Here is a 22,658-nt window from a genome sequence, read left to right on the forward strand (position 1 = left end):
ATTTTTTTGGATGATTCACAAGATAAGAGGGAAGTAAAGTGAATGATAAACACTTGCATTCCTGTTTCTTATTTCTTATACTTTACATTAATAGTTTGTTTTATGTAAATGTGTAAATACAAATATTTGCATACTGACGGAGCAATTGGATTACCTGATGTTCAATCCACCCCGACGTATGCCGTCTGAAAGGATAAGGAAATGCAGAAACACACCCTCCGCCGCCTCCCCCTATTGATTGCCGCCGCTTTCGCCTCCGAATGGATTTATGCCACCGATGCGGTGCAAGATGCGGAACAGGTGCAGTTGGAAGAAGTCGTCGTCACCGGCGAACGCACCAACCGCAACGGCTTTGAAACCGCCACGTCCAACCGCGTTTTCTCCACGCCGAACATCGACCGCAGCGGCCACAATCTTTCCGCAACCGACCTGATCAAACAGACTGTGAACACGGTGGACTTGGGCAGCGGCAACGATTTGCCGACCGTGCGAGGCGTGGACGGCTCCGGCCCTGCCGTCGGCGCGGTAGCGTTCTTTGCGGGCACGCGGCCGCGCCTGAACCTGTCCATAGACGGCCGCTCCGCCACTTACAACGAATACGCCTTCGGCACGCAATCGCTGTGGGACATGCAGCAGGTGGAAGTCTTGCGCGGGCCGCAAAGCCATGTGCGCGGGCAGAACGCGGTGGCGGGCGCGGTGGTGATGCGTTCCAAAGACCCGACCGACGAATGGGAAGGCGCGCTACGCTTGGGTTTGGGCAACCAGAAAACGCGCAACATCGCCGGCGTAGTGTCCGGCCCGATTGTGAAAAACAACCTTGCCTTCAGATTGAGCGCGGAACGGCAGCAACGCGAAAGCTACGAGCCGTTCGTGTCCTACGAGCCAACCGGCAATCCGCGCCGCGTGGAAAACACCAACGTGCGCTTCAAACTTCTGCTCACGCCCGAAAACCATCCCGATTTTTACAGCCGCCTGACGCTGAACCACATCCGTTCGCGCGCGCCGCAAAACGAAATCATGGGCAACACTGCCAGCCGCCGTTTTTTAAAAGAAAAACCCGTGTTCGTAACCGGCTCGACATCGGGCATCTGGGACGTATCGTGGCAGCTTAACGACTATCTGAAACTGGAAAACAAACTGGTTTACGGCCGCTACCACAACGAGCGGCTGCACCTGCCAATGACCGTCAGCCCGCAAGGCGTGCCCGCCGAACTAAAAGGCCGCGAACTGCAATGGGAGCCGGTATTGCATTTTTCAAACAAAGGCCGTCTGAAAGGCCTTGTCGGACTGCACTACTTCCGCAGCAAACAAGACGAATGGGTGGACATCCGCAGTGTCGGCGGCCGCAACACCTTTGACGACCGCAACAGCGTACGCGCCCTGTTTGCCGAAACCACATACAGCCCCAGCGAAAAATGGGACATCACGGCCGCCGCCCGCCTTGAAAAAGAAACGCACAAAAGAAGCGGCGGCAGCGGCGCACTGCACCTTAATTTAGACAAAGGCCAGACCGTGTTCCTGCCCAAAATCGACATTGCCTTCAAACCCACCGACCAATGGGTCAGCGGCATCAAAGCCGCACGCGGCTACAACCCCGGCGGCGCGGGCATCACCTTCGGCCGCCCCGTCGTAACCTACACTTATGAACCCGAATATGTGAACAACTACGAGTGGTACACCCGCTGGCGCAGCGCAGACCGCCGCCTGCAACTCTCCGGCAACCTGTTCCTGAACCACTACCGCGACATGCAGCTCCCCTTCTATCTCGGTACCAACTCCGTCGTCATCCGCAACGCCAAAAAAGTCCATACCTACGGCGCGGAACTTGCCGCCGACTGGCAGGCGACCGACAGCCTGAAACTCACCACCGGACTGGGGCTGCTCAACACCAAAATCAAAAGCTATCCCGACAGCGGCATCGAAGGCAACAAACTCGGCCGCGCGCCCAAATACACCGCCAACATCGGCGTGAAATACCTGAACGACAAAGGCTGGGAAGCCGGCGGCGACGTGCGCTTCTACGGCGGCTACTACTCCGCCGCCGATAATGCCGAATCGGGCAAAATCGGCGCATACAACCAAGTCAATCTCTACACCGCCTACAACTTCAAACAAGGCCGCGTCTCACTCTACGCCGACAACGTGCTCAACCGCCGCCAACCCATATTCATTTCCAGCGCCGACCGCCAAGACGCGCTCTACCAACGCCCCAGAAGCGTGGGCGTGAGTGCGGAATGGAAGTTTTAAATGAAGCTGAAATGATAGAGGCCGTCTGAAAAAACATAGGTCGGACATTTATGCCCGGCCTACCGTTTATTCCTCCAAAACACCCAAAGGAATCCCATGCACTACTTCACCCCCGCCAAAACCCTGCCCGAAGGCACCATCTACCTGACCGACCTGACCCACGTCGCCGACTTCGCCGGCTGGCTGACCGAATTCGAAACCCTGTTAAACCAAAACCCCCGCTTCGCCACCGTCTGCACCCCGATGCGGCGGCAGGTAAGCGACGAACAGCGCATTGCCGACCGTAAAACTTACATCGAATGGATAAAGGCACATCGGCCGCAACTGTCCGAACGCTGCGCCGCCATGCTCCTTATCGAACCCGACGCGGCACAACTGGCGTTATTCCGCGAACAATCGTCCAAACTCGGCCCCGCGCTGGGCGTGAACTACATCGTTGAAGCAGATGAAACAACCGCCCTACTTCGCGCAGAAGAAGCGTTGAAGGCCGTCTGAAAAGATACTAAACCTATTTAAATACAAATCAAGTATTACCACCCAATATGTTCAGACGGCCTTGTCCCTTTATTTGCCTCATCTTCAAAAGAATCATGTGATGTCCGACAATCAGACTTCCCCAAACTCACGCGACTGGCTGCTGCTTATCGGCGGCAGCACTTACAAATTCACGCTAACCGGTTTTTATCTGGTCGCACTGGTCGCTATTTTGAAAAATCACGGTTATAGCCTGAATCAACTGAGCTGGATTCATTTAATCGGCAGTATCGAAGCAGCGAAGGTATTGTTTGCCGCACTGATGGAACGGCGGCCGGCGGGGCGGTTTCGCGGCTGGCTGCTGGCGGCGACGCTGGGACTTTCGGCAGTGTTCGGGCTGATGGCCTGTACCGACATAACGCAGAACTTCGCGCTGCTTTTGACCTGCTGCGTACTGCTCTCGGCGATGTCGGCGGTGTACGGCTGCGCGATGCTGGGTTTGTCATGCATCGTCCTGCCGCACCGCGAACGCGGTTTCGGCGGCGTGATTCAAACGATGGCCGCACGCGGCGGCAAAATGATCGGCGGCGCGCTGGTATTGTGGCTGTATCAGGAATACGGACAGACGGCGGCGGCTGGCTTTATGCTGGCGTTCAGCCTGCTGATGTTGCTGCAACTCTTGTACTACCGCGAGCCGGAAAGTCCGACTGCGCAAGGTAGTTGGACGGCGTTGGCAACGCGGCTAGTTTCTTTTTGGCAGCAACCTGAAACGGGCTGGCGGTGGCTGGTTTTGCTGTTTGCCGTTGCCGTACCGTATGCGTTTATGGCGGCAACCTTTGTGCCCAAGCTGGCGGATTTGGGCTTCAACCCGAAGCAGACGGGCGGGATTCTGGCGGTGGGCATTCCTGTTGCCTGCCTGATTGTAACGCCGCTGTCGGGCTGGTTTTCGCGCAATTATCCGCGCCGCAAACTCGTATTCCTGCTCTACGCGCTGCAACTGCCGCTTTTGGTGTCCATGACCGCCATCGATACGCTCGCACGTGCCCACCCTTGGCTGCCGCCCGCGCAAATCATCGCCCTGAGCCTGAGCTACACGCTGCTGCTGCCGGTGATACTGGCGTTGGTGATGGACAAATCAGACCGCGCCACCGCTGCACTCGACAGCAGCCTGCAATTTTCCGTCGTCCTGCTCGGCAGTTACGCAGCCGGTTTCGCCGCCCTACGGCTGGCAAAGGCTATTGGTTATACAGATGCGTATTGGGTTGCAGTGTACTTAGCCGTATTGGTAGGCCTGCTTTTATATTTGAATAGAAATTTATTCAATCATTCAGAACATGATTCACAATAATTCGCTTAGATATTTATCCATCAATTTTAATTGAGCGCGCCTCCGGATAATTTTTCATTTTATTGCACAATCTCTCATGAAAATATAACAAAACGTGCCCATAATACTGCCGTTATTACACTCTTAAATTTAAAAGGAACCTCATGACTGCTGTTCTCATCGTTCTCGGCTTGATCGCCATTGTTGTCGGTATTTTAGGCACTATTTATCCTGCCTTGCCCGGATTGGGTTTGATGTTTGGTGGTGCATGGCTGTTGGGTTATGCCGGCGATTATCAAGTGTTTGGCTCGGGTACGCTGACCTTTTTGGCTATCGTTGCCGTATTCGGTACTGCAATGGACTATGTGGCGGGCGCATTGGGTGCAAAATATACCGGCGCAAGCAAAACCGCAGTTTGGGGTGCATTTATCGGCGGCATCGTCGGCGCATTCTTTTCCATTCCCGGCTTGTTGCTCGGCCCGTTGACCGGTGCGGCCATCGGCGAATTTATGGCACGCAAAGACACTTGGCAGGCAGGCAAAGTCGGTATCGGTACGTTTATCGGCTTCATCATCGGCACCGTGGCCAAAATCGGCTGCGCCTTGACCATCGCACTGACCATCCTGTTTGTTTGGTTGGCCTCGTTGTTCTAAGACAAAACATTAAAGGCCGTCTAAATTTCAAGCATTCAGACGGCCTTTTCATTTCACTGTTTATTTGCCGCAGCAGGCTTTGTACTTTTTACCGCTACCACACGGGCAAGGATCGTTGCGCCCCACTTTTTCGCCTTCGCGGCGGACGGTTTGCGGCTTATTGATGATGGCCTGCCAGTACCAGTAAATATCAAGCAGGACATGCGGCAAATCAGATTCCAGCTGGGTCAGCTCTTTTTCATTCAGATGCAAGATGACTTCGCCGTTTTCCTCATCGTCATAGATACCGCCCAAAGCCATAATCGGATAGAACAAATCTTCAAACTCTTCCTGATCGACTGCTTCAAACCAATCGGTAGGCACAATATCCAGTGCGTAAAGATAGGCGTTACACCAAGTGTAGAAATCCGGATTGCCGGCTTCATCTTCATAAAACCACAAATCAGGCAAAATCTTCTCGTCGAGCTTCATGCGCATATCAGCAGCCATTGCCATTACCAAACGCTCGATTTCGGTGCGCTCTTTAGCATCAAACAAAGATTCTTCACCCAAAATCTCAGGCAGCCAGTTGGTCGGGTTCAAAGCATCCGGACCGCTCAATAAAGCCATCATAAAACCTTGAACCTCATCACAACGCATGGTGTTGTGGGCTTCGGATTTGGCATCCAGCAATTCCATCAAGCGGCTGCGTGCCGCTTCATCAAAAGTCAGTATTTGCATTTTTGTTCCTTAAAATAAAATCGTATTATTGTTTTCAGACGGCCTGGGCATGGATACGCTGCCGCATTTGTTCAAACAGACAAACCGTCGCCGCCATCGCGACATTCAAGGATTCGGTTTGCCCCAACATGGGAATTTTGACACAGGCATCGGCCTTCTCTTTTACCGTTTCACTCACGCCGCTGCCTTCGTTGCCAAACACCCAAGCACAGGGTTGACTGAGGTCCATCTCATACAAACCGATATTGCGACCGCCCAAGGCAGTTGCCCAAATTTGATGCTGATACGTTTCCATCCAAGCTGATAATTCCACTCGGCTGAAAATAGACAGCAGAAAATGCGCGCCCATCCCCGCTCGCAACACTTTGGGCGACCAGATATCCACGGAATCATTGCTGCACACAATTTGCCTGACTCCGGCAGCCGCTGCGCTGCGCAAAATCGTCCCAGCATTGCCTGGGTCTTGTACCCGCTCCAATACCACGCAATCGCCGTCTGAAGGCAAGCCTGCCTGCTGCGGAATATCAATCCAAGTCATCACATCATCGGCATCGGTCAGACTGGTGATTTTAGACAGCGCTTCGTTACCGACCCAAGTAATCAATCCCTCGTCCAACTGCGCCGTAATTTCTTGAATTTCAATATGTTGCTGTTTCTTTTCAGGCAGATAAACCTGTTTGGGCGTACCTCCGCTTTGCAAATAAGTTTGCAGCAAATGTACGCCTTCCAATACGGTTTCACCGCTTTCACGCCTTGCTTTGGCCTGCGTCAGCAGACGGAATAAATGTTTGAGCTGTTCGTTTTGAGCAGAGGTAATCAGTTTCATGGAGCGCATTATAACTGTTTTGACTTCGTTGAAGCTATGCTTTCAGACGGCCTAACGGTTTTACTACGAAAATAAAAAACCCTTGCAATAAAGCAAGGGTTTCACATGATTTCATTTTTTACTGCACAACAGTCTGCTGCTCATTTTGCTGCTCGGTGCGAACAGTAGGACGGTTTTCAAGTTTGCCGTCTTTTGCCGCATTCGGTACAACAGTCTCGCCAGGCTCAGAAGCCGCTTTATCACTAGGCGTACCGCTTACCGGAATGATATTTTGGGCAGGCTGAGTATTAGACTTCTCTGCAACCGGCATAGCGTCACGAGAAGATTGCGGTGTAAATTGCCATACTGCAACAGCAATCGCACACACACTGGCAGCAGCTGCGAAGAATTTGAAGAAGCCGCTATTAGCCGCTTCACGCTGGGCATATTTTTCCTGTTTGCCTTCAGCTTCGGCTTGAGGCACTGTAAATGCTTTGCTTTGCATGGTTTCACCGGCAACACTTGCCGCTGCACCCTGACGGATACAGTCGCCGATAATGTGGTACTCATGCCAAGCGCGCATAGCTTCCTCGTCTGCCAATACGGCATCCAGCATCTCATCAGTCAATGCTTCACCGTCCATCAATGCAGACACATACTCCAATGCTTTATTTGTTTTTTCGTTCATTTTTATTACCACCTTTGATCTTCAGAAGTATCCAACAGCGGCCGCAAATCTTTTGCAATCAGTTCACGCGCTCTGAAAATACGCGAACGTACAGTACCTATCGGACAATCCACTACCCGAGCTATTTCTTCATAAGACAAGCCATCCATTTCCCTAAGCGTAATGGCTTGACGCATATCGTCTGGCAGTTGCGCAATGCTTGCTTCGACGGTCTGCAAGATTTCCCGATTCATCATTTCAGCTTCCGGCGTATGGTAATCCGCAATCTGATCGGTTAAATCAAGAACATCTCCCTCCTCATTGGCTGCTTCCGAACTGACAAAAAACTGGCGACCCGAAGTGGTCAGAAAATTCTTTGCCGTATTGATACCGATACGGTACAGCCATGTATAAAACGCACTCTCACCGCGAAAATTAACCAGCGCACGATAAGCCCTAATCATTGCTTCTTGGGTTACATCGTGCACTTCATGCTCATCCTGAATAAAACGGGAAATCAGTCTGTTTAGCCGACGCTGATACTTGGACATCAGCATCTCGAATGCCTTATGGTCACCTTTCTGCGCGCGCTCCACCAAAACTTGATCTATTTGGCGATCGTTCATACCCAACCTTTAATCGTTTTACTGCTTTAAACCAAAAAATAGTAAAGCGTGCTGTGCACAATAAAGACAGCATCGCTTTGAAATAGTTCCACAAGATTACATTTAATCGCAAAAGTTTATTCGTGCAGATGCTCTAACATAAGCTGTATTGCTTATTATATATACACTTAGCACAAGTAGTTAAATTACTAATACTTACTAAATTTAAAGTTATTCTCTTTACTTTTCTGCTATATATTTGACCAACTTTTCATGAACAGGCAGATAGCCTTCGCCTATTTGAACATCGCTTCCCACCCGAAGATTAACAACAGCAAGGCACTTGTTGCCCATACTTAGGATAATCGGCCAATATTTACGGACGAGTGGCACAATATGACACTCTTGCAATAGTTTTTCGACTGATTTTTCCCTCTGTCCCGACTGAATCACATCACCTTTGACCACACTTCTAAGTACCGCCGGCTTCTCCAACTCCTCTTCCGACAAACCTCCCTTAAACGGTAATAAAACAAAACCATTTTCGAGCAAAATATCTTTCAGACGGCCTTGAACTTCCCTGCCATTACACCAAGGCAGTTTTTGAAACTCACTTTCCTGACAAACAAACAGCTTGTCCCGATATGCGACCAGTTCCCCATCTGGCAAATTCAACTGCGCCTGATCAGCGGTTTCCAATACTCGGGCAAAATCGGCAATACTGTGATAAGAAGGCAATGATTCCGTTTGCTTTCGCAAAAAATACCAAAGCAGTCGACGACGCAAAAGCGGCGTACATTGCCTCCACAGGCTGATGCTGAATATTCCGTTTGGACTAATGCGCTGGTATTCAGACTCAATCAATTCATCTAAAAGCTGCAAATCTTCCTGCAATAATCGAACATTGGCACAAATTTGCTGCTCAAAATTCGGAATACGCTGCTGCCATTGCGGTAAAGCCTGATTTCTCATCCAATTGCGTAAATAGCCGGAGTCTTCATTACTTTCGTCTTCAACAAAAGATAATCCCCACTGTTGCGCATACTCAGCCAATTCCTGACGAGAAAATGCCAAAAGTGGTCGCCAGATTTGAATTTCTTCATTTAAATTACGCCATACAGGCATGGCTGCCATACCGCGTAATCCGCCCCCGCGCACAGCCGACAACATAAATGTTTCGATTTGATCATTGTGGTGATGGGCCAAAACAATAATTTTCCTCAGGCCGTCTGAAAATGCCTGATATCGGGCAGCCCTAGCTGCCGCTTCCAAACCTTTTCCTTGGTTTTGCACATTAACGCGGCACACCCGCAAGGCAACATCCAGACGCTGACAATAATCCTGACAAAATTTTGCCCAACTGTCGGCATTGGTGCTTAAACCGTGATGAACATGAACGGCACGCAAATCAAAATGGCGAAATTCGCGCATCCGATGCAAAAGATGCAGCAGGACGACAGAATCTAATCCGCCACTCAAGCCAACTTCAAAAACAGTATGGTTCGGCAAATCAGGAAAAGCTGTTTGAAAACTTTTAAATAGGGAATCAGGGGATACTTGCGACATTTCAGACGGCCTGAAATTGTGAATGACTCAAAAATAGAACACAAAAAAAGCAAGCAGCGACATCTGCTTGCTTTTTCAGCAGTCAAACTTATTTATCGGTAAATTTACCGTAAGCCATGATGCGGTCAAAACGGCGAGAAAGCAAGTCAGGCATGGTCATACTTTGCGCTTCGCTTAATTGCTGCTCCAAAACGGTTTTAACGTTTTTCATCGTGGTTTCAAAATCACGGTGTGCGCCGCCCAAAGGCTCATCAATCACTTTGTCGATGACATCCAATTCTTGCAGGCGTTTGGCGGTAATACCCAATGCTTGCGCGGCATCTGCTGCTTTTTCAGCAGTTTTCCAAAGAATAGAGGCGCAACCTTCGGGAGAAATCACCGAATAAGTCGAGTATTGCAGCATATTAACATAGTCGCCGACAGCCACTGCCAACGCGCCACCCGAACCACCTTCGCCAATGATGGTGCACAATACCGGCACATGCAGGCGGGTCAGTTCGTACAAATTACGGCCGATGGCTTCAGACTGGCCGCGTTCTTCTGCACCAATGCCCGGATACGCGCCTGGTGTATCGACAAAGGTCATAACTGGAATATTGAATTTTTCGGCAGTCTTCATCAAGCGCAATGCCTTACGGTAACCCTCAGGACGCGGCATACCGAAATTACGGCGGATTTTTTCTTTGGTATCGCGACCTTTTTGATGGCCGATAACCATCACGCTTTGGCCGTTGAAACGCGCCAAACCGCCGACAATGGCATGATCGTCAGAATAATGGCGGTCGCCATGCAACTCTTCAAAATCGGTAAAAATACCGTTGATGTAGTCCAAAGTATAAGGACGTTGCGGATGGCGGGACACTTGTGAAATTTGAGCCGGAGTCAGCTTGCTGAAAATTGACTTGGTCAACTCGCTGCTTTTCTTTTGCAGTCTGGCAATCTCGTCGGAAATATCAACGGCAGATTCGTCTTGTACGAATCGCAACTCGTCAATTTTATTGGTTAATTCGGCGATGGGTTGTTCGAAGTCCAAAAAAACGGGTTTCATAAAACAAAGCTCTCGGTAACGGTTGCTGACATGATACGCTAATCAGACGTATTTGACAGCATTTCTCAAAGGGAAACTGCCATCTTTTGCAATAAAAAATCTTTCAGACGGCCTTTAACAAAGAAATAGTATATCTGCACTAAACTCATGAAGTGCCGTATCTTATGATAAACTTCAATTCAGTTCAATCATTTCAAACAGGCTATGAAAAACGATCATGACAATTCGTCCATGCGCTTGGACAAATGGCTTTGGGCCGCGCGCTTTTTCAAGACCCGCGCGCTGGCACAAAAACATATTGAGCTGGGCAGGGTTTTGGTAAACGGCTCAAAGGTGAAAAACAGCAAAAATATTTCTGCCGGCGACACCATCGACATGACTTTGAACTCCCTTCCCTACAAATTCAAAGTTGCCGCGCTCAATCATCAACGCCGACCGGCACCGGAAGCGCGTTTACTCTACGAAGAAGACATGAAAACGGCTGCCGAACGCGAAGCTCAAAAACAGCTCGACCAAGCCAGCCGCATCAGTGCCGCTTATCCGGACGGACGCCCAACCAAACGCGACCGCCGCCAGCTTGACCGTATGAAACGCGATAGCTGGTAAGCGTCGAATCCATTATTTCAGACGGCCCCATATCCATGCCGTCTGAAAACCAAAAACAGGCAGGACATCCTGCCTGTTTTTTATTTGTAATGATTAAAATTTATATTCTAACTGACCACGAATAACGTTTACATCCTGCTTATCCGTGCCGACAGTAGGTGTAACCTGTTTACCGGCCAAATAGAAGCCTTTGAGTTTCCAGTTTTTCCAAGGAATATAGGTCGCACCGATTTGCACGCCTTGGACGTTTTTGCTGTAATCCTCAACAGAAGAGACACCGGACAACAAACCGACACGGCGGTAGTTCAAGAATACGTCGTAAGAATTGCGGACGTTCCAGTCGGCCAATTTATAGCGTACTTCAGTGAACACGCCATCATTTTTAATTTTTTGTCCGGCATCATTATAGGCTTTGATATTGGACTTGCTGACTGCGGCCATCCAATGCCAATCGTCATTAAACTTGATATCCGTACCGATTTCTCCAAAGACCGCATTTTTCTTCGCACCGCGTACATCGATGTCTTTCATGTAGCTGACCGTTGCGCCGACGTTGATATTCTCATTTACAGGCAACACGCTTTGAACTGCGGCAAAATGTCTGCGACGGCCACCAATGCCCCATGTGTTGTCGTTTAGATTGCCAGTACGGCGGCCCGCATAGATTTTGGTAGGCAGGGTTTTATTGTCGAAGAAGATTTCGCCGCCGGTTACTTCGGTATCCCATACGCGGCCGTATGAAGAGAACGCACCAAATTTACCGACACGCGCTTTAATATTGTTGTACAAAGTACCTTCGGCATACAGTTTATTCACCGGCACATCATGATCGCCGTTGAACTTACCGGTTTCCAAATCGATATTCGGCTCGATTTGGGCAACCAATTTCCAATCTTTATACAGTTTTGCGCGTAACCAAAACTCCGCATTAAAGTTGGCATTGGTATCTTCAGGCGTCGGATTAACGCTGCTGTTGTTGGCATTGATGTCTTTGGTATCCGCACGCACGCGCAAACCACCATTTATAGTCAATAAATCATTGAAAATACTGATTTTATCGTCATCTTTGCGAATAATACTGCCGGAATTGACGTAATCGTTGGTGGTGGACAAAGCCGCCGCATCACGTCCGCCATCAGCATTCTCTGCCAAAGAATAAGACGATGAAGCCAATAAAATACAGGTTACAATCAGTTTGGTTTGAAATTTCATGCCGACTCTCCAAAAGAAGGTATTGAAAGTGAAGTATTCGATAAAGCGTACAAAATTATGAATTTCGTATAAATTATTCATTTTATTTACTAATTATTTTTATCGTATGTAAATTAGTGTAATCAGTCAAGCAGATTTAAACGCTTTATCCTCTTTCAGACGGCCTCTTGATTCAGGTCAAACAGAATCCTGCTCATCAAGCTGTTCAAACTGCCATTCCAAGGCATCGGCCAATGCCGTCCTGCGTTTTTGATGGCATCCCACAGCCTGACATAATTCCTCCGCATTTTCCCAAAACACAAAACGTTCACGCGCACGGGTAATGGCTGTGTAAAGCAGAGCCTTATCCAAACCTCGGGCTTCTTCTTCGCTTTCCGTCGTTGCAGGCACTGACGGGGGCAACAGCCATACTTCCCGATATTCCGAACCTTGGCTCTTATGCACCGTCATGGCAAAAGCCGATTCAAAATCGGGCAAACGGCTGATGGCAATTTTTTTGAATCCATCTTTCTCAGGAAAATAGGCAGACAAGCCATTCAACGATTCTTCATCTTTCATAATCAGACCGATGTCGCCGTTAAACACTTCCAGCATGTAATCATTGTGGGTAATCATGATGATTTGTCCGGCAAACCAAGGCGTTTCGCCCGAAACCTTGCCTTGTCGTTGCAAGTATTCTTGATAAGCCTGATTCAAATCATCCGCATCCTGCCGCCAAGCCGCCAATACCACTACATCGGCAGCATGACCATAGGCGAGTGCAACATTATTCTCTGCCACGGCCTGCCAATAATCCTGTTGCTTTTGATACAGCAAGGCGACCTGCTCTTTCAGACGGCCTGATTTCATTTCCAATTCTTTGGGGAACTTGTCAAACTGTTCAACCGCAGTTTGCTTTTCCCCGGAAACCACCGCCCTTGCCAAACAGCCGATACCGCTGTCTGCACCAAACCGGTGGCTGAACGTCAATTTGGCATTGTTTTGCGATAAAGCCTGTGGCTGCCCTTTTATCTCAAAGCCATGATTGGGCAGGTACACTTCCAGCTTTTCAGCGGTTTCTTTATCCAAAGCCGTCGGACGCGACAATGCTGCCAACACGGCTCCCAAGCCAACCGACGGCAACTGGTTTTCATCGCCAAGCAACACAAGACGGCAGCCGGTAGGCACGGCGCGCAATAAATCCAACACCAGCGGCAAATCCAACATCGACGCCTCATCCACCACCAAAACATCCAAAGCAAGCGGATATTCATGATTGAACACAGGGCGCATTTGCGGCGGACGCAGTTTCAACAAACGATGGACAGTCTGCCCTTCCAAGTTTTCCAAATGCGCTTTAATGCTCGGAGACAAATCAAAACCGTCCAAAGCACGCTGCAAAGCCCGTGCCATATGTGCAGCCGCTTTACCTGTCGGCGCAGCCAACGCAATACGGGGCAGCTTCGTACTGTTATTGCAAATCAGACCCAAAAGCTTTGCGACGGTCGTCGTCTTCCCCGTACCCGGCCCGCCGGTAATCAGCATAAAGTTTTGCAGCAAGGCCAAAGCAGCAGCATCCCGTTGCTCTTTGCTGTCTTTAGTATCAAACCAGTCGCTCAGGCTTTTTGAAGCCACCATGAAATTCACTTCTTCCGCCTCGGCACTTGCCAGCCGTTTGATTTCAACAGCCAAATCATGCTCCAACTGCCACATCCGCCCTAAAAACAATTTCCGGCCTTGCAGGATAAGCGGTTTATCCGCATTACCGACCAAATTCGGCAAGTTGCTTAAGGCATCAACATCCGCTTTATCCAAATAAACAAACGAATGCCCGTTTTGCAAGGCTGCAAACAGTCGAACCACATAAGGCTCAATAACGGATGCACCCTGTACTTCGTGACGGCGGAAAAACGCTATGGCCGCATCTGCGGCAGAGGAAAGGATAGAGTTGGTTGGATTCATGGTTTATGCTTGATTGATACGGACAAAAGAAAGGCCGTCTGAAAAACAGCGTTTCCATAAATGAAAACCTATTTTCAGACGGCCTCTATTATACCGTTCAAAGCATAAAATATTTGCCTGAAATAATAACCTTATTGCAGCACTTGCAGGCTGCCGTCTTTCATGGTCATTACCCGGTCGAAACGCTCAGCCAGCTCATCATCATGGGTCACCACAATCAGGCTGGTGTTCAATTCGCGTTTCAAATCCAGCATCATGTCCAGCACATTTTGCGCATTTTTACGGTCAAGGTTTCCCGTCGGTTCATCCGCCAATAAGCATTTCGGCTCATTAACCAAAGCACGGGCAATCGCCGCACGCTGACGCTCGCCGCCGGAAAGTTCACTCGGACGGTGCAGCATACGCTTGTCCAAGCCAACCTTTTTCAGCATATTGACAGCCTTCTCCTCAGCCATCGCCTTGGGCATTTTGCCGATTAAAAGCGGCATCATGACATTTTCCAAAGCAGAAAACTCAGGCAATAGATGGTGGAATTGATACACAAAGCCCAAATAACGGTTGCGCAATTCACCCAACTGTTTTTGGCTCAAGCCGCCCAAATCCTGATCCATCAGTATCACCTTGCCTTCAGACGGCATATCCAAGCCACCAAGAAGGTGCAGCAATGTGGATTTACCGCTGCCTGACGAACCAATAATACTCACGCTTTCCGCTTCTGCAACTTCAAAATCCAAATGATTCAACACTTGTACATTCAATGCGCCATCATTATAGCTTTTGCCAACGCCGGTACATTTCAAAATTGTCTTACTCATAACGCAAAGCCTCCGCAGGTTGGGTTTTTGCAGCACGCCAGCTCGGATACAGTGTGGCGATAAATGCCAAGCCAAGCGAAATGCAGGCAATAACGGCGACATCCTTCAAGTTCACATCGCTAGGCAGGTAATCGATGAAATAAACCTGTGAGTTAATCAAATGTACGCCAAATAGGTCTTCAAAAAACGCGACAATCTTACCAACATTCCACCCCAACAATACACCGCATACCACGCCCACAAGCGTACCAAAGAACCCCGCAAATGCGCCCTGTACCAAGAAAATCTTCATGACCCCACCCGGGGACAAACCCAAAGTGCGCAAAATCGCAATATCGGCTTGTTTTTCCGTTACCGCCATTACCAAAGAAGAAACGAGGTTAAACGCAGCAACCGCGATAATCAGTGTCAAAATGATGAACATCATGCGTTTTTCCAACTCAACGGCTTCAAAATAGCTGCGGTTGTTAAACGTCCAGTCGCGCACCCATACTTCATCTTTTTTAGCATCAGGAATCAACTTGGCAATGAAAGACGGCGCATTCTGAGGATCAGCCAATCGTAAACGCAGCCCACCGACATTTTCTCCCAGTCGATACAAGACTTGCGCATCCTTGATATGCGTCATGGCCAATGTGTTATCGACTTCATATACACCGGTTTTTACCACACCGACCACATTAAACTGCTTCAAGCGCGGCACTACACCGGCAGGAGTAACATTCCCCTCAGGCGTAATCACTGTAACCTTGCCACCAATCTCCGTGCCCAATGCCTCAGCAAGCCCTTGACCCAAAATAATATCAAATTCGCCCGGCTTCAAATCGTCGAAACTGCCGGCCGGCATATCCTTGCCGTAATCAACGACATTTTTTTCTTCAGACGGCAAAATACCGCGTATTTGTACACCGCGCACTTCTCCTGCATTAGCAAGCAAAGCCTGATCGGAAACATAAGGCGCGCTGGCCAATACTTCCTTTTTGCCTTTTACAAATTCGCGCAAACTCTGCCAACCCGGCGCACTGCCGACATCGTAATAGCCGATTTCTGCATGAGGTGCGACGTTCAACAATTGACCTCGTATCTCTTTCTGAAATCCGTTCATTACCGATAACACCACAATCAGCGCCGTTACACCCAAGGCGATACCGACGATTGAAATCATGGTAATAAATGACATAAAGCCATTGCGTTTTTTCGCACGCAAATAGCGCAGGCCTATCCAAGTTTCTAAAGAAGCCATTCAAAAATGCCTCATTCGTTTGTCAAAAATGGCTTATTGTACCGTAAAACCGACAGGTCGTCCGATTGCCCGACTGATGTAGCATTCAGGGATAAAGTGTATGTAAAACCATGTATCTTCCCGTAAATTCCGCCGAAAAACTTGCACAATCGGCCAATCGCCCTTATTCTGAAGCTGTGACACACTTTGTCACCATCAAAAAGGAAATACACTAATGAACAGCAAAAAATTCTTGGCCCTCGTATCCGTAGCTGTGGGTTTGTCATTCAGCTTCAATGCATATGCCGCCAAAGAAATCAAAATCAGTTCAAACAATACCGCTTACTCCGACGCCGATGTTCAAAAACTGGCAGCCACTGCTGTCGGCATGGGCGTAAAAGAACCTGTCAGCCTCAACAGCGGAAACGGTGTTGTTACCGTATCCGGCAGCAGCGCAACCAAATGCGCATTTAAAGTCGGCAACGGTGATACGCCTCAAATTCAAGGCGTCAGCTGCAAATAATCTGATTTCATCAATGAAAAGGCCGTCTGAAAAACATTCAGACGGCCTTTTTATATTGGCATTTAAGATTGGATATTTCTTCTATCGTAAACAGCCTGTGCCAAAGTACCGGCATCCACATATTCCATCTCGCCGCCCAAAGGGATTCCCCTTGCCAACCGGCTGACTTTATAAGGAAGATTTTTAAACAATTCCGCCAATACATACGCTGTCGCGTCGCCTTCGGCTGTGAAGTTGGTTGCAATGATAATTTCCTCAATATCACTCGCCTGCAAACGGGCAACCAGCTTATCTAATGCCACTGCCGAAATATCCATGCCCTGCGCCGGACTGACTTGCCCCATCAAAACAAAATACAGGCCATCATGGCAATTAGCCGCCTCCATACTGGAAACATCCGCCGGCATATGCACAATCATCAAGCGGCTTTTCTCACGTTTTTCGTCGGCGCAAATTTCACACAAATCGCCTTCGCAAAATGTATTACACATCCGACAATGCTGCACCTGTCTTAAGGCAAACTGCAAAGCATCCACCAACTCCTGCGCTTCTTCGCGTTTGTACTGTAAAAGCTGGTAAGCCATGCGTTGAGCGGATTTCGGGCCGACATTAGGCAGGATTTTTAATGCATTAATCAAGCGGACAAAGGCATCAGGATTTTTACTCATGATTTCAGACGGCCTTTAAAAAGATAGCTAAAAATAAGAAAACAGCCGGAATTCATCCGGCTGCCCTACTCTAATATTCTGCTTATTCGGCAGCATTATTAACTTGTTGTGCACCTTGCGTACGATCGATTTTCTTATCCAAATACTGGAGCAAGGCATCGAAAACATTGGCGGAAAGCTGCTGAACCAAAGCCTGTTTAGCAGCCGGAATCTGTGAATCGGCATTTTCAGGAGCAGAAACGCTCTGAACTTCCATAATCACCGGCGCAGGCATACCTTCCAACAATGTATACGCAGGTTTGCCGCCGACAGGACGCGCTTTCAGCAAAGCTGCATAAGCCTCCGGAGACATGGTTTTACGTGCATCTTGTGCGCTCAATTGAGAAACAGGCGACCATTGAACATCAGCAGCTTTACCGGCTTTCAATGCGGCCAAAGTTTCCTGGGCTTTTTTCTCTGCCAGTTTGGCGGCTTCAGAGCGCTGATATGCTGCACGGACATTGTCTTTGACTTCCGCAAATGGTGCGATTTTCTCTTCGCGCACTTCTTTCGCACGAATGACCCAAACGGTTTCGTTGTTGATGGCAATTACTTCAGAATTGTGTTTTTTCTTCAGTACATCGTCGCTAAACGCAGCATTAATCAACGTTTCAGGCAAACCTGCCTCTTTCGCACCCGCTCTGGTCACCCATTCATCCAAGTTTTCCACTTTCAAACCTGAATTGGCGGCTGCTTTTGCCAAAGAAGATGGATCATTGAAGGCATCTTCACCCAATTTTTCTTTAGCAGCATTAAAGGCAGAAGCTGCTTTTTTCAGTTTCAAGGCTGCTTCGATACGCGCTTTGGCTTGTTCCAAAGTCGGCTCAGCTTCGACATTCAAAACTTTAATGACGTGATAACCCAAAGATGATTTTACGGTATCGCTGACTTCGCCTTTGCCCAATGCAAATGCCGCTTTATCGAATTCAGGTCCAAAGCCGCTGCCGCCACCTTTGCTCAGATAACCCAAGTTGCCGCCTTTATTGCTGCTGGACAAGTCTTTGGAATACTTGGCCGCCAGTTCGGCAAACGAATCCGGATGCTCTTTAAGCTCCGCAGCCATTTTGTCCACTTCTGCTTTAATTTCCGCATTACTTGCTTCATCTCCGTTAGGCATGACCGGAATGAAAATATGCGCAATTTCGGCTCTTGGCGACAAATCTACACTTTTGCTGTCGTAAGCTTTTTGTACTTCTTCCGCACTGACGGTTTGCTTGTCAGCCAAATCTTTGATGTTCAAAGCCACATATTCCAGCTTAACGGCTTGAGGAATCAAGTAATCTTTTTTATGCGCTTCATAATACTTTTGCAAAGCCGCATCATCTACTTTTACTTGTGCCGCAAATGCTTCAGGGCTGAACGTAAATGAACGGATGGTACGTGTTGCTTGAGTCAGGTTAATCAACTGACGTGCTTGCGCATCGCTGACCAAAGCGCCGTTTTGCACTAAATTCAACAGATTTTGCAATTGGAACTGTTCGCGGATATCTTCAACGAACTGATCCTCGGTCATCCTGCGTTGATCCAAATATTTCTTGAGCAAATCCTGGCTGAATTTACCGGAAGCATCATGGAAATTCGGATCATCCACAATAACTTGCTTGATTTGCTCCTGAGACACAGCGATGCCCATCAGCTTGGCACCTTGCTTCAGATAAGCACGTTGCAATAACGATTGGAATACCGCATCACGCGAAGGTGCATTATTGCCGGCAGCCTGCTCGTTTTGTATCGCAATCTGTAAAGCATGCTCGCTGACCTTCTCATCCCCGACTTTGACAATGTAATCAGAACCCGGCGAAGACAAGTTATTGGCACCGAATCCGATAAAGGTCAGACCGATGATACCTAAAACAATCTGGGCGGGTGTTTTATATTTTTCAACAATATGGAACATATTTATCCGAAAGAAAAGTTTGGCGCGGCAGCCAGAAAATGCTGCCGCAAAAATCTTAAAATCCTGAAAACAGGCTCAAAGCGCGTATTGTAACGTATTTTTTCGAGGCTTGCTTTTTCAGACGGCCTAAAAACCTAAAAATACCTTATCCGAAAATTTCCTGATACGCTTCTACTGAAAATCCGACATGAACCTGTCCTTCTTTGACCAATACAGGCCGCTTGATGATGCTGGGATTCTCCACCATCAAAGCAATCGCACCTTCTTTTGTGGCGGCAGATTCTTGCGCATCTTTATCCAACTTGCGCCAAGTCGTACCTCTTTTATTGAGCAAAATTTCCAAAGCCGCCTGACCCAGCCAGCCATCAATCAATTCGGCAGTCGGGGCGTTTTTCTTAAAATCTACAAACTCAAACTCGATGCCGTTTTCCGCCAACCAACTGCGCGCTTTTTTAACCGTATCGCAATTGGGAATACCGTATAGTTTTATCATCTTAATTTATCCTTGGTTTTATTCATAAAATCACAAATTCAGGCCGTCTGAAACTTTTCAGACGGCCTGAATTGAATGCAGCTTATTTCTTAGCAGCTTTCTTTACTTTAATCTTCACGCTTTTGCCTTGCGCGTTATTTTTATGCCCGGCTTTGACGGAAGTTGTTTTCGCCTGCGTTTTTTTCTTGCCTGCGGCTTTAGGTTTGCTTGGCTTGGCAGGCTTGGAGGCAGGTTTACTTTTCACCTTGCTCTTCTTTGCCTTCATGGGAGCAGCCAACGCTTCATCAATTTCTTTAGCCGACAGTTTACGCTTACGCTTTTCGACAGACTTGTCAGCAGCTATTGGCTTGCTTACAGGTTTTGCTTTTCTACCTCCGCGTTTCTTACCGACTGAACCGCCGCTGATTAAGGTCAAATCAATCTTGCTGGTATCCAAATCGGCTCGCGCGACTTTTACAGTAACCGTATCGCCCATGTTGAAACGGACACCACTACGCTCGCCCTCAATTGCCATAATTTCAGGACGGAAGTTGAAATAATCCTCTCCCAAATCGCTGATATGTACCAAGCCGTCGATATGAATATCGTCCAAGGTTACAAAAATACCGAAGCTGGTCATGCCCGAAATCTTGCCACTGAAAACTTCGCCGACTTTGTCGCGCATATAATAAGTTTTCAGCCAGTTTTCCACATCGCGGCTGGCATCATCGGCTCGGCGTTCGCAGAAAGAGGTATGCACGCCCAAAGCCTCCCAGGTTTTATTGGGTTGGTAAGTTTGTCCGTTCAATACAGCTTTAATGGCGCGATGTACCGTCAAATCGGGATAACGGCGGATAGGCGAAGTAAAGTGTGCATATGCGCCATAAGCCAGACCAAAGTGACCGTCGCAATGAGGCTCATAAACCGCCTGCTGCATAGAACGCAGCATCATCACTTGTAACAATTCCGCGTCCGGACGGTTTTTAAATTGCTCGGCAAGCGTAGCATAGTCTTTCGGCGTCGGATTATCGCCGCCACCCAAACTCAGCCCCAGCAAACCAAGCTGCTCGCGTAAGGTGGCCAGTTTTTCAGGAGTCGGGCCCAAGTGATTACGGAACAAAGCCGTATGTTTGTTTTTCAGCAAAAATTCTGCCGCGCAAACATTCGCCGCTAACATACATTCTTCAATCAGCTTGTGCGCATCGTTGCGGACAACGGGAACAATCTTGTCAATCTTACCGTTGTCATCAAAAATCATCTGAGTCTCAACGCTCTCAAACTCAACCGCGCCACGCTCGAAACGTTTTTTCTGCAAGATTTTAAATAACTTATACAGAGTATCGATTTGCTGCTTAAACGGATAATCCTGGCCGTCTGAAATCCAATCCCAAACTTGATTGTAAGTCAGTCGCGCATGAGAACGCATTACTGCCGGATAGAAACGGTATTTCTTGATATTGCCGGCATAGGTAATCACCATATCGCACACCATACACAGGCGTTCAACATCAGGATTGAGAGAGCAGATGCCGTTGGACAAATTCTCCGGCAGCATTGGAATCACACGGCGCGGGAAATACACGCTGGTACTGCGTTCTTGAGCATCTACATCAATCGCGTCATCAGGGCGGACATAATGACTGACATCAGCTATCGCCACCACCAAGCGGTAGTTGCGGCCAATTTTTTCGGCAAAAACCGCATCGTCAAAGTCCCGCGCAGTTTCGCCGTCAATGGTTACCAGAGGCAAATCGCGTAAGTCCACGCGCCCTTTCAAGTCGGTTTTACGCACATGATCGGGAATTTTCTTCGCGGCTTTGACACACGCTTCGCTGAATTGATGAGGCAAATGGTGCTTGCGTACAGCAATTTCAATTTCCATACCGCTGTCGGCATAATCGCCCAACACTTCAATCAGCTTAGCCACAGCAGGACGATGCGCTTCAGGATACGTCTCAATTTCAGCCACAATCACTTGGCCGGATTGCGGTTTAAAGTTCGCCACGCTTTCAGGCTCTAACACGATACTTTGGCTCAAACGCTTGTCTTCTGCCTCCAAAATAGCCACGCCACGATCCATATAAAAACGACCGACCACTTTAGACTGCGCACGCTCCACCACATCTAAAACCGTTCCTTCACGACGGCCTCTGCGGTCGATACCGGCAGGACGAACGGTAACAATATCCCCGTGCATCACGCCGCGCATCTGACGCTCATACAAAACGAAATCACCTTCGCCCGTCGGCGTTAGCGGCACAGCAAAACCAAAACCGTCTTTATGCGCTTCGACACGACATTTAACCAATGCCAATTTTTCTGCCGCGCATACCGCGCCACGTCGGTTGATCAACACCTGACCATCACGTGCCATCGCTTTCAAACGGCGTTCGAAGAATTCATATTCATCTTCTGTAATCGACAATTCATGTGCCAACGCTTCGATTTTTGTCGGCACACCTTTTTGTTCCAATAATTCAATGACCCATTCACGGCTGGGCAACGGATGAGCGTAACGTTGTTTCTCCCGCTCCAAATACGGGTCTTTTTCTCGTAAATTTAAAGATTTAGTATTTTTGTTCATTTTGATAGTTGACATTCTTTTTTTAAAATATATAATAGCTGCTTCTTCGCAGTTCAGGTAGTCAACTCTACCTTAAATTGAAGAATAAAGCAAAGCCCAGGTGGCGGAATTGGTAGACGCGCTAGCTTCAGGTGCTAGTGTCCTCACGGGCGTGGAAGTTCGAGTCTTCTCCTGGGCACCAAATAATTTGGTGCTTCTTTGCTTAAGAAAATTTAAATTGCCCAGGTGGCGGAATTGGTAGACGCGCTAGCTTCAGGTGCTAGTATCCTCACGGGTGTGGAAGTTCGAGTCTTCTCCTGGGCACCACTGATAAATCAATCAGTCAATTTTTCACATTATTCTGATAACAAGTCAGGATAATAGTCCACAGAGAGGTGGATGAGTGGTTTAAGTCGCACGCCTGGAAAGCGTGTATACGTGAATAGCGTATCGAGGGTTCGAATCCCTTCCTCTCTGCCAGATACTAAAGACACCAGCTAACGGTGTCTTTTTTCATATCCGCCCTTCTTAAAAATATTACACCACACTTTTATTTCTATTACCCTCCAATCATAAACCTGCCACTCA

Annotated in this window: 20 protein-coding genes and 3 tRNA genes; 9 read left to right on the plus strand and 14 right to left on the minus strand. The window is 48.3% G+C overall.

Annotated features, from left to right (window positions below):
• Nucleotides 1-201: 201 nt before the first annotated feature.
• From ACTHUR_RS08720 to ACTHUR_RS08735, 4 genes are all read left to right on the plus strand, one after another.
• Complete coding sequence (locus ACTHUR_RS08720; protein WP_049336630.1) at nucleotides 202-2,247, plus strand: TonB-dependent receptor; 2,046 nt, start codon at nucleotides 202-204, stop codon at nucleotides 2,245-2,247.
• Nucleotides 2,248-2,343: 96 nt separating this feature from the next.
• Nucleotides 2,344-2,742, plus strand: a complete 399-nt coding sequence (locus ACTHUR_RS08725; protein WP_004519722.1) for a hypothetical protein — start codon at nucleotides 2,344-2,346, stop codon at nucleotides 2,740-2,742.
• 100 nt (nucleotides 2,743-2,842) lie between these two features.
• On the plus strand, nucleotides 2,843-4,069 hold the full coding sequence (locus ACTHUR_RS08730) for an MFS transporter (RefSeq protein WP_440361170.1): 1,227 nt from the start codon (nucleotides 2,843-2,845) through the stop codon (nucleotides 4,067-4,069).
• Between the two features lie 143 nt (nucleotides 4,070-4,212).
• On the plus strand, nucleotides 4,213-4,701 hold the full coding sequence (locus ACTHUR_RS08735) for a DUF456 domain-containing protein (RefSeq protein WP_004519724.1): 489 nt from the start codon (nucleotides 4,213-4,215) through the stop codon (nucleotides 4,699-4,701).
• A 60-nt stretch (nucleotides 4,702-4,761) separates the two neighbouring features.
• Here ACTHUR_RS08735 and ACTHUR_RS08740 read toward each other — a convergent pair whose 3' ends face one another.
• From ACTHUR_RS08740 to ACTHUR_RS08765, 6 genes are all read right to left on the minus strand, one after another.
• Nucleotides 4,762-5,421 carry a YecA family protein gene (locus tag ACTHUR_RS08740; RefSeq protein WP_004519725.1) on the minus strand — a complete coding sequence of 220 codons (660 nt, stop codon included), beginning with the start codon at nucleotides 5,419-5,421 and terminating at the stop codon, nucleotides 4,762-4,764.
• A 34-nt stretch (nucleotides 5,422-5,455) separates the two neighbouring features.
• Nucleotides 5,456-6,247 carry a TrmH family RNA methyltransferase gene (locus ACTHUR_RS08745; protein WP_004519726.1) on the minus strand — a complete coding sequence of 264 codons (792 nt, stop codon included), beginning with the start codon at nucleotides 6,245-6,247 and terminating at the stop codon, nucleotides 5,456-5,458.
• Between the two features lie 118 nt (nucleotides 6,248-6,365).
• Complete coding sequence (locus ACTHUR_RS08750; RefSeq protein ID WP_039862135.1) at nucleotides 6,366-6,914, minus strand: sigma-E factor negative regulatory protein; 549 nt, start codon at nucleotides 6,912-6,914, stop codon at nucleotides 6,366-6,368.
• Nucleotides 6,915-6,919: 5 nt separating this feature from the next.
• On the minus strand, nucleotides 6,920-7,519 hold the full coding sequence (gene rpoE, locus ACTHUR_RS08755; RefSeq protein ID WP_004519728.1) for an RNA polymerase sigma factor RpoE: 600 nt from the start codon (nucleotides 7,517-7,519) through the stop codon (nucleotides 6,920-6,922).
• Between the two features lie 219 nt (nucleotides 7,520-7,738).
• Nucleotides 7,739-9,064, minus strand: coding sequence for a tRNA lysidine(34) synthetase TilS (gene tilS / locus ACTHUR_RS08760; protein ID WP_004519729.1), 1,326 nt, complete (start codon nucleotides 9,062-9,064; stop codon nucleotides 7,739-7,741).
• 88 nt (nucleotides 9,065-9,152) lie between these two features.
• Nucleotides 9,153-10,112 (minus strand): acetyl-CoA carboxylase carboxyltransferase subunit alpha, encoded by a 960-nt coding sequence (locus ACTHUR_RS08765; protein ID WP_004519730.1) that lies wholly within the window; start codon nucleotides 10,110-10,112, stop codon nucleotides 9,153-9,155.
• Between the two features lie 204 nt (nucleotides 10,113-10,316).
• Here ACTHUR_RS08765 and ACTHUR_RS08770 point away from each other — a divergent pair, with 204 nt between their 5' ends.
• Complete coding sequence (locus tag ACTHUR_RS08770; protein ID WP_003679090.1) at nucleotides 10,317-10,718, plus strand: RNA-binding S4 domain-containing protein; 402 nt, start codon at nucleotides 10,317-10,319, stop codon at nucleotides 10,716-10,718.
• A 93-nt stretch (nucleotides 10,719-10,811) separates the two neighbouring features.
• On the opposite strand, the gene ACTHUR_RS08775 is transcribed toward ACTHUR_RS08770, so the two are convergent.
• The 4 genes from ACTHUR_RS08775 to ACTHUR_RS08790 form a co-directional block, all read right to left on the minus strand.
• A complete protein-coding gene (locus ACTHUR_RS08775; RefSeq protein WP_004519731.1) occupies nucleotides 10,812-12,011 on the minus strand; it encodes a hypothetical protein in 1,200 nt (399 codons plus the stop codon).
• Between the two features lie 96 nt (nucleotides 12,012-12,107).
• On the minus strand, nucleotides 12,108-13,871 hold the full coding sequence (recD, locus tag ACTHUR_RS08780; protein ID WP_070695576.1) for an exodeoxyribonuclease V subunit alpha: 1,764 nt from the start codon (nucleotides 13,869-13,871) through the stop codon (nucleotides 12,108-12,110).
• A 131-nt stretch (nucleotides 13,872-14,002) separates the two neighbouring features.
• A complete protein-coding gene (lolD, locus tag ACTHUR_RS08785) occupies nucleotides 14,003-14,686 on the minus strand; it encodes a lipoprotein-releasing ABC transporter ATP-binding protein LolD (protein WP_004519733.1) in 684 nt (227 codons plus the stop codon).
• Nucleotides 14,679-15,929, minus strand: coding sequence for a lipoprotein-releasing ABC transporter permease subunit (locus tag ACTHUR_RS08790; protein ID WP_004519734.1), 1,251 nt, complete (start codon nucleotides 15,927-15,929; stop codon nucleotides 14,679-14,681). Before ACTHUR_RS08790 ends, lolD begins: the two co-directional genes overlap by 8 nt.
• A 214-nt stretch (nucleotides 15,930-16,143) precedes the next feature.
• Between ACTHUR_RS08790 and ACTHUR_RS08795 the strand changes: the two genes are divergently transcribed.
• On the plus strand, nucleotides 16,144-16,431 hold the full coding sequence (locus ACTHUR_RS08795) for a hypothetical protein (RefSeq protein ID WP_003683377.1): 288 nt from the start codon (nucleotides 16,144-16,146) through the stop codon (nucleotides 16,429-16,431).
• A gap of 62 nt (nucleotides 16,432-16,493) precedes the next feature.
• Here the strand turns inward: ACTHUR_RS08795 and recR are convergent, their stop codons facing one another.
• The 4 genes from recR to rnr form a co-directional block, all read right to left on the minus strand.
• On the minus strand, nucleotides 16,494-17,099 hold the full coding sequence (recR, locus tag ACTHUR_RS08800) for a recombination mediator RecR (protein WP_003679078.1): 606 nt from the start codon (nucleotides 17,097-17,099) through the stop codon (nucleotides 16,494-16,496).
• A gap of 82 nt (nucleotides 17,100-17,181) precedes the next feature.
• Nucleotides 17,182-19,035, minus strand: coding sequence for a SurA N-terminal domain-containing protein (locus tag ACTHUR_RS08805; protein ID WP_004519736.1), 1,854 nt, complete (start codon nucleotides 19,033-19,035; stop codon nucleotides 17,182-17,184).
• A 145-nt stretch (nucleotides 19,036-19,180) separates the two neighbouring features.
• Nucleotides 19,181-19,528, minus strand: a complete 348-nt coding sequence (locus ACTHUR_RS08810; protein ID WP_004519737.1) for an ArsC family reductase — start codon at nucleotides 19,526-19,528, stop codon at nucleotides 19,181-19,183.
• Between the two features lie 82 nt (nucleotides 19,529-19,610).
• Nucleotides 19,611-22,106, minus strand: a complete 2,496-nt coding sequence (gene rnr / locus ACTHUR_RS08815) for a ribonuclease R (protein ID WP_070695574.1) — start codon at nucleotides 22,104-22,106, stop codon at nucleotides 19,611-19,613.
• Nucleotides 22,107-22,185: 79 nt separating this feature from the next.
• On the opposite strand from rnr, the gene ACTHUR_RS08820 reads away from it, so the two are divergent.
• The 3 genes from ACTHUR_RS08820 (at nucleotide 22,186) to ACTHUR_RS08830 (ending at nucleotide 22,550) form a co-directional block, all read left to right on the plus strand.
• Nucleotides 22,186-22,272, plus strand: a tRNA-Leu gene (locus tag ACTHUR_RS08820).
• A 38-nt stretch (nucleotides 22,273-22,310) separates the two neighbouring features.
• Nucleotides 22,311-22,397 (plus strand) — tRNA-Leu (locus tag ACTHUR_RS08825).
• 62 nt (nucleotides 22,398-22,459) lie between these two features.
• Nucleotides 22,460-22,550, plus strand: a tRNA-Ser gene (locus ACTHUR_RS08830).
• The last annotated feature ends 108 nt before the right edge of the window (nucleotides 22,551-22,658 follow it).

This window comes from Neisseria sp. P0021.S007 (assembly GCF_051956855.1).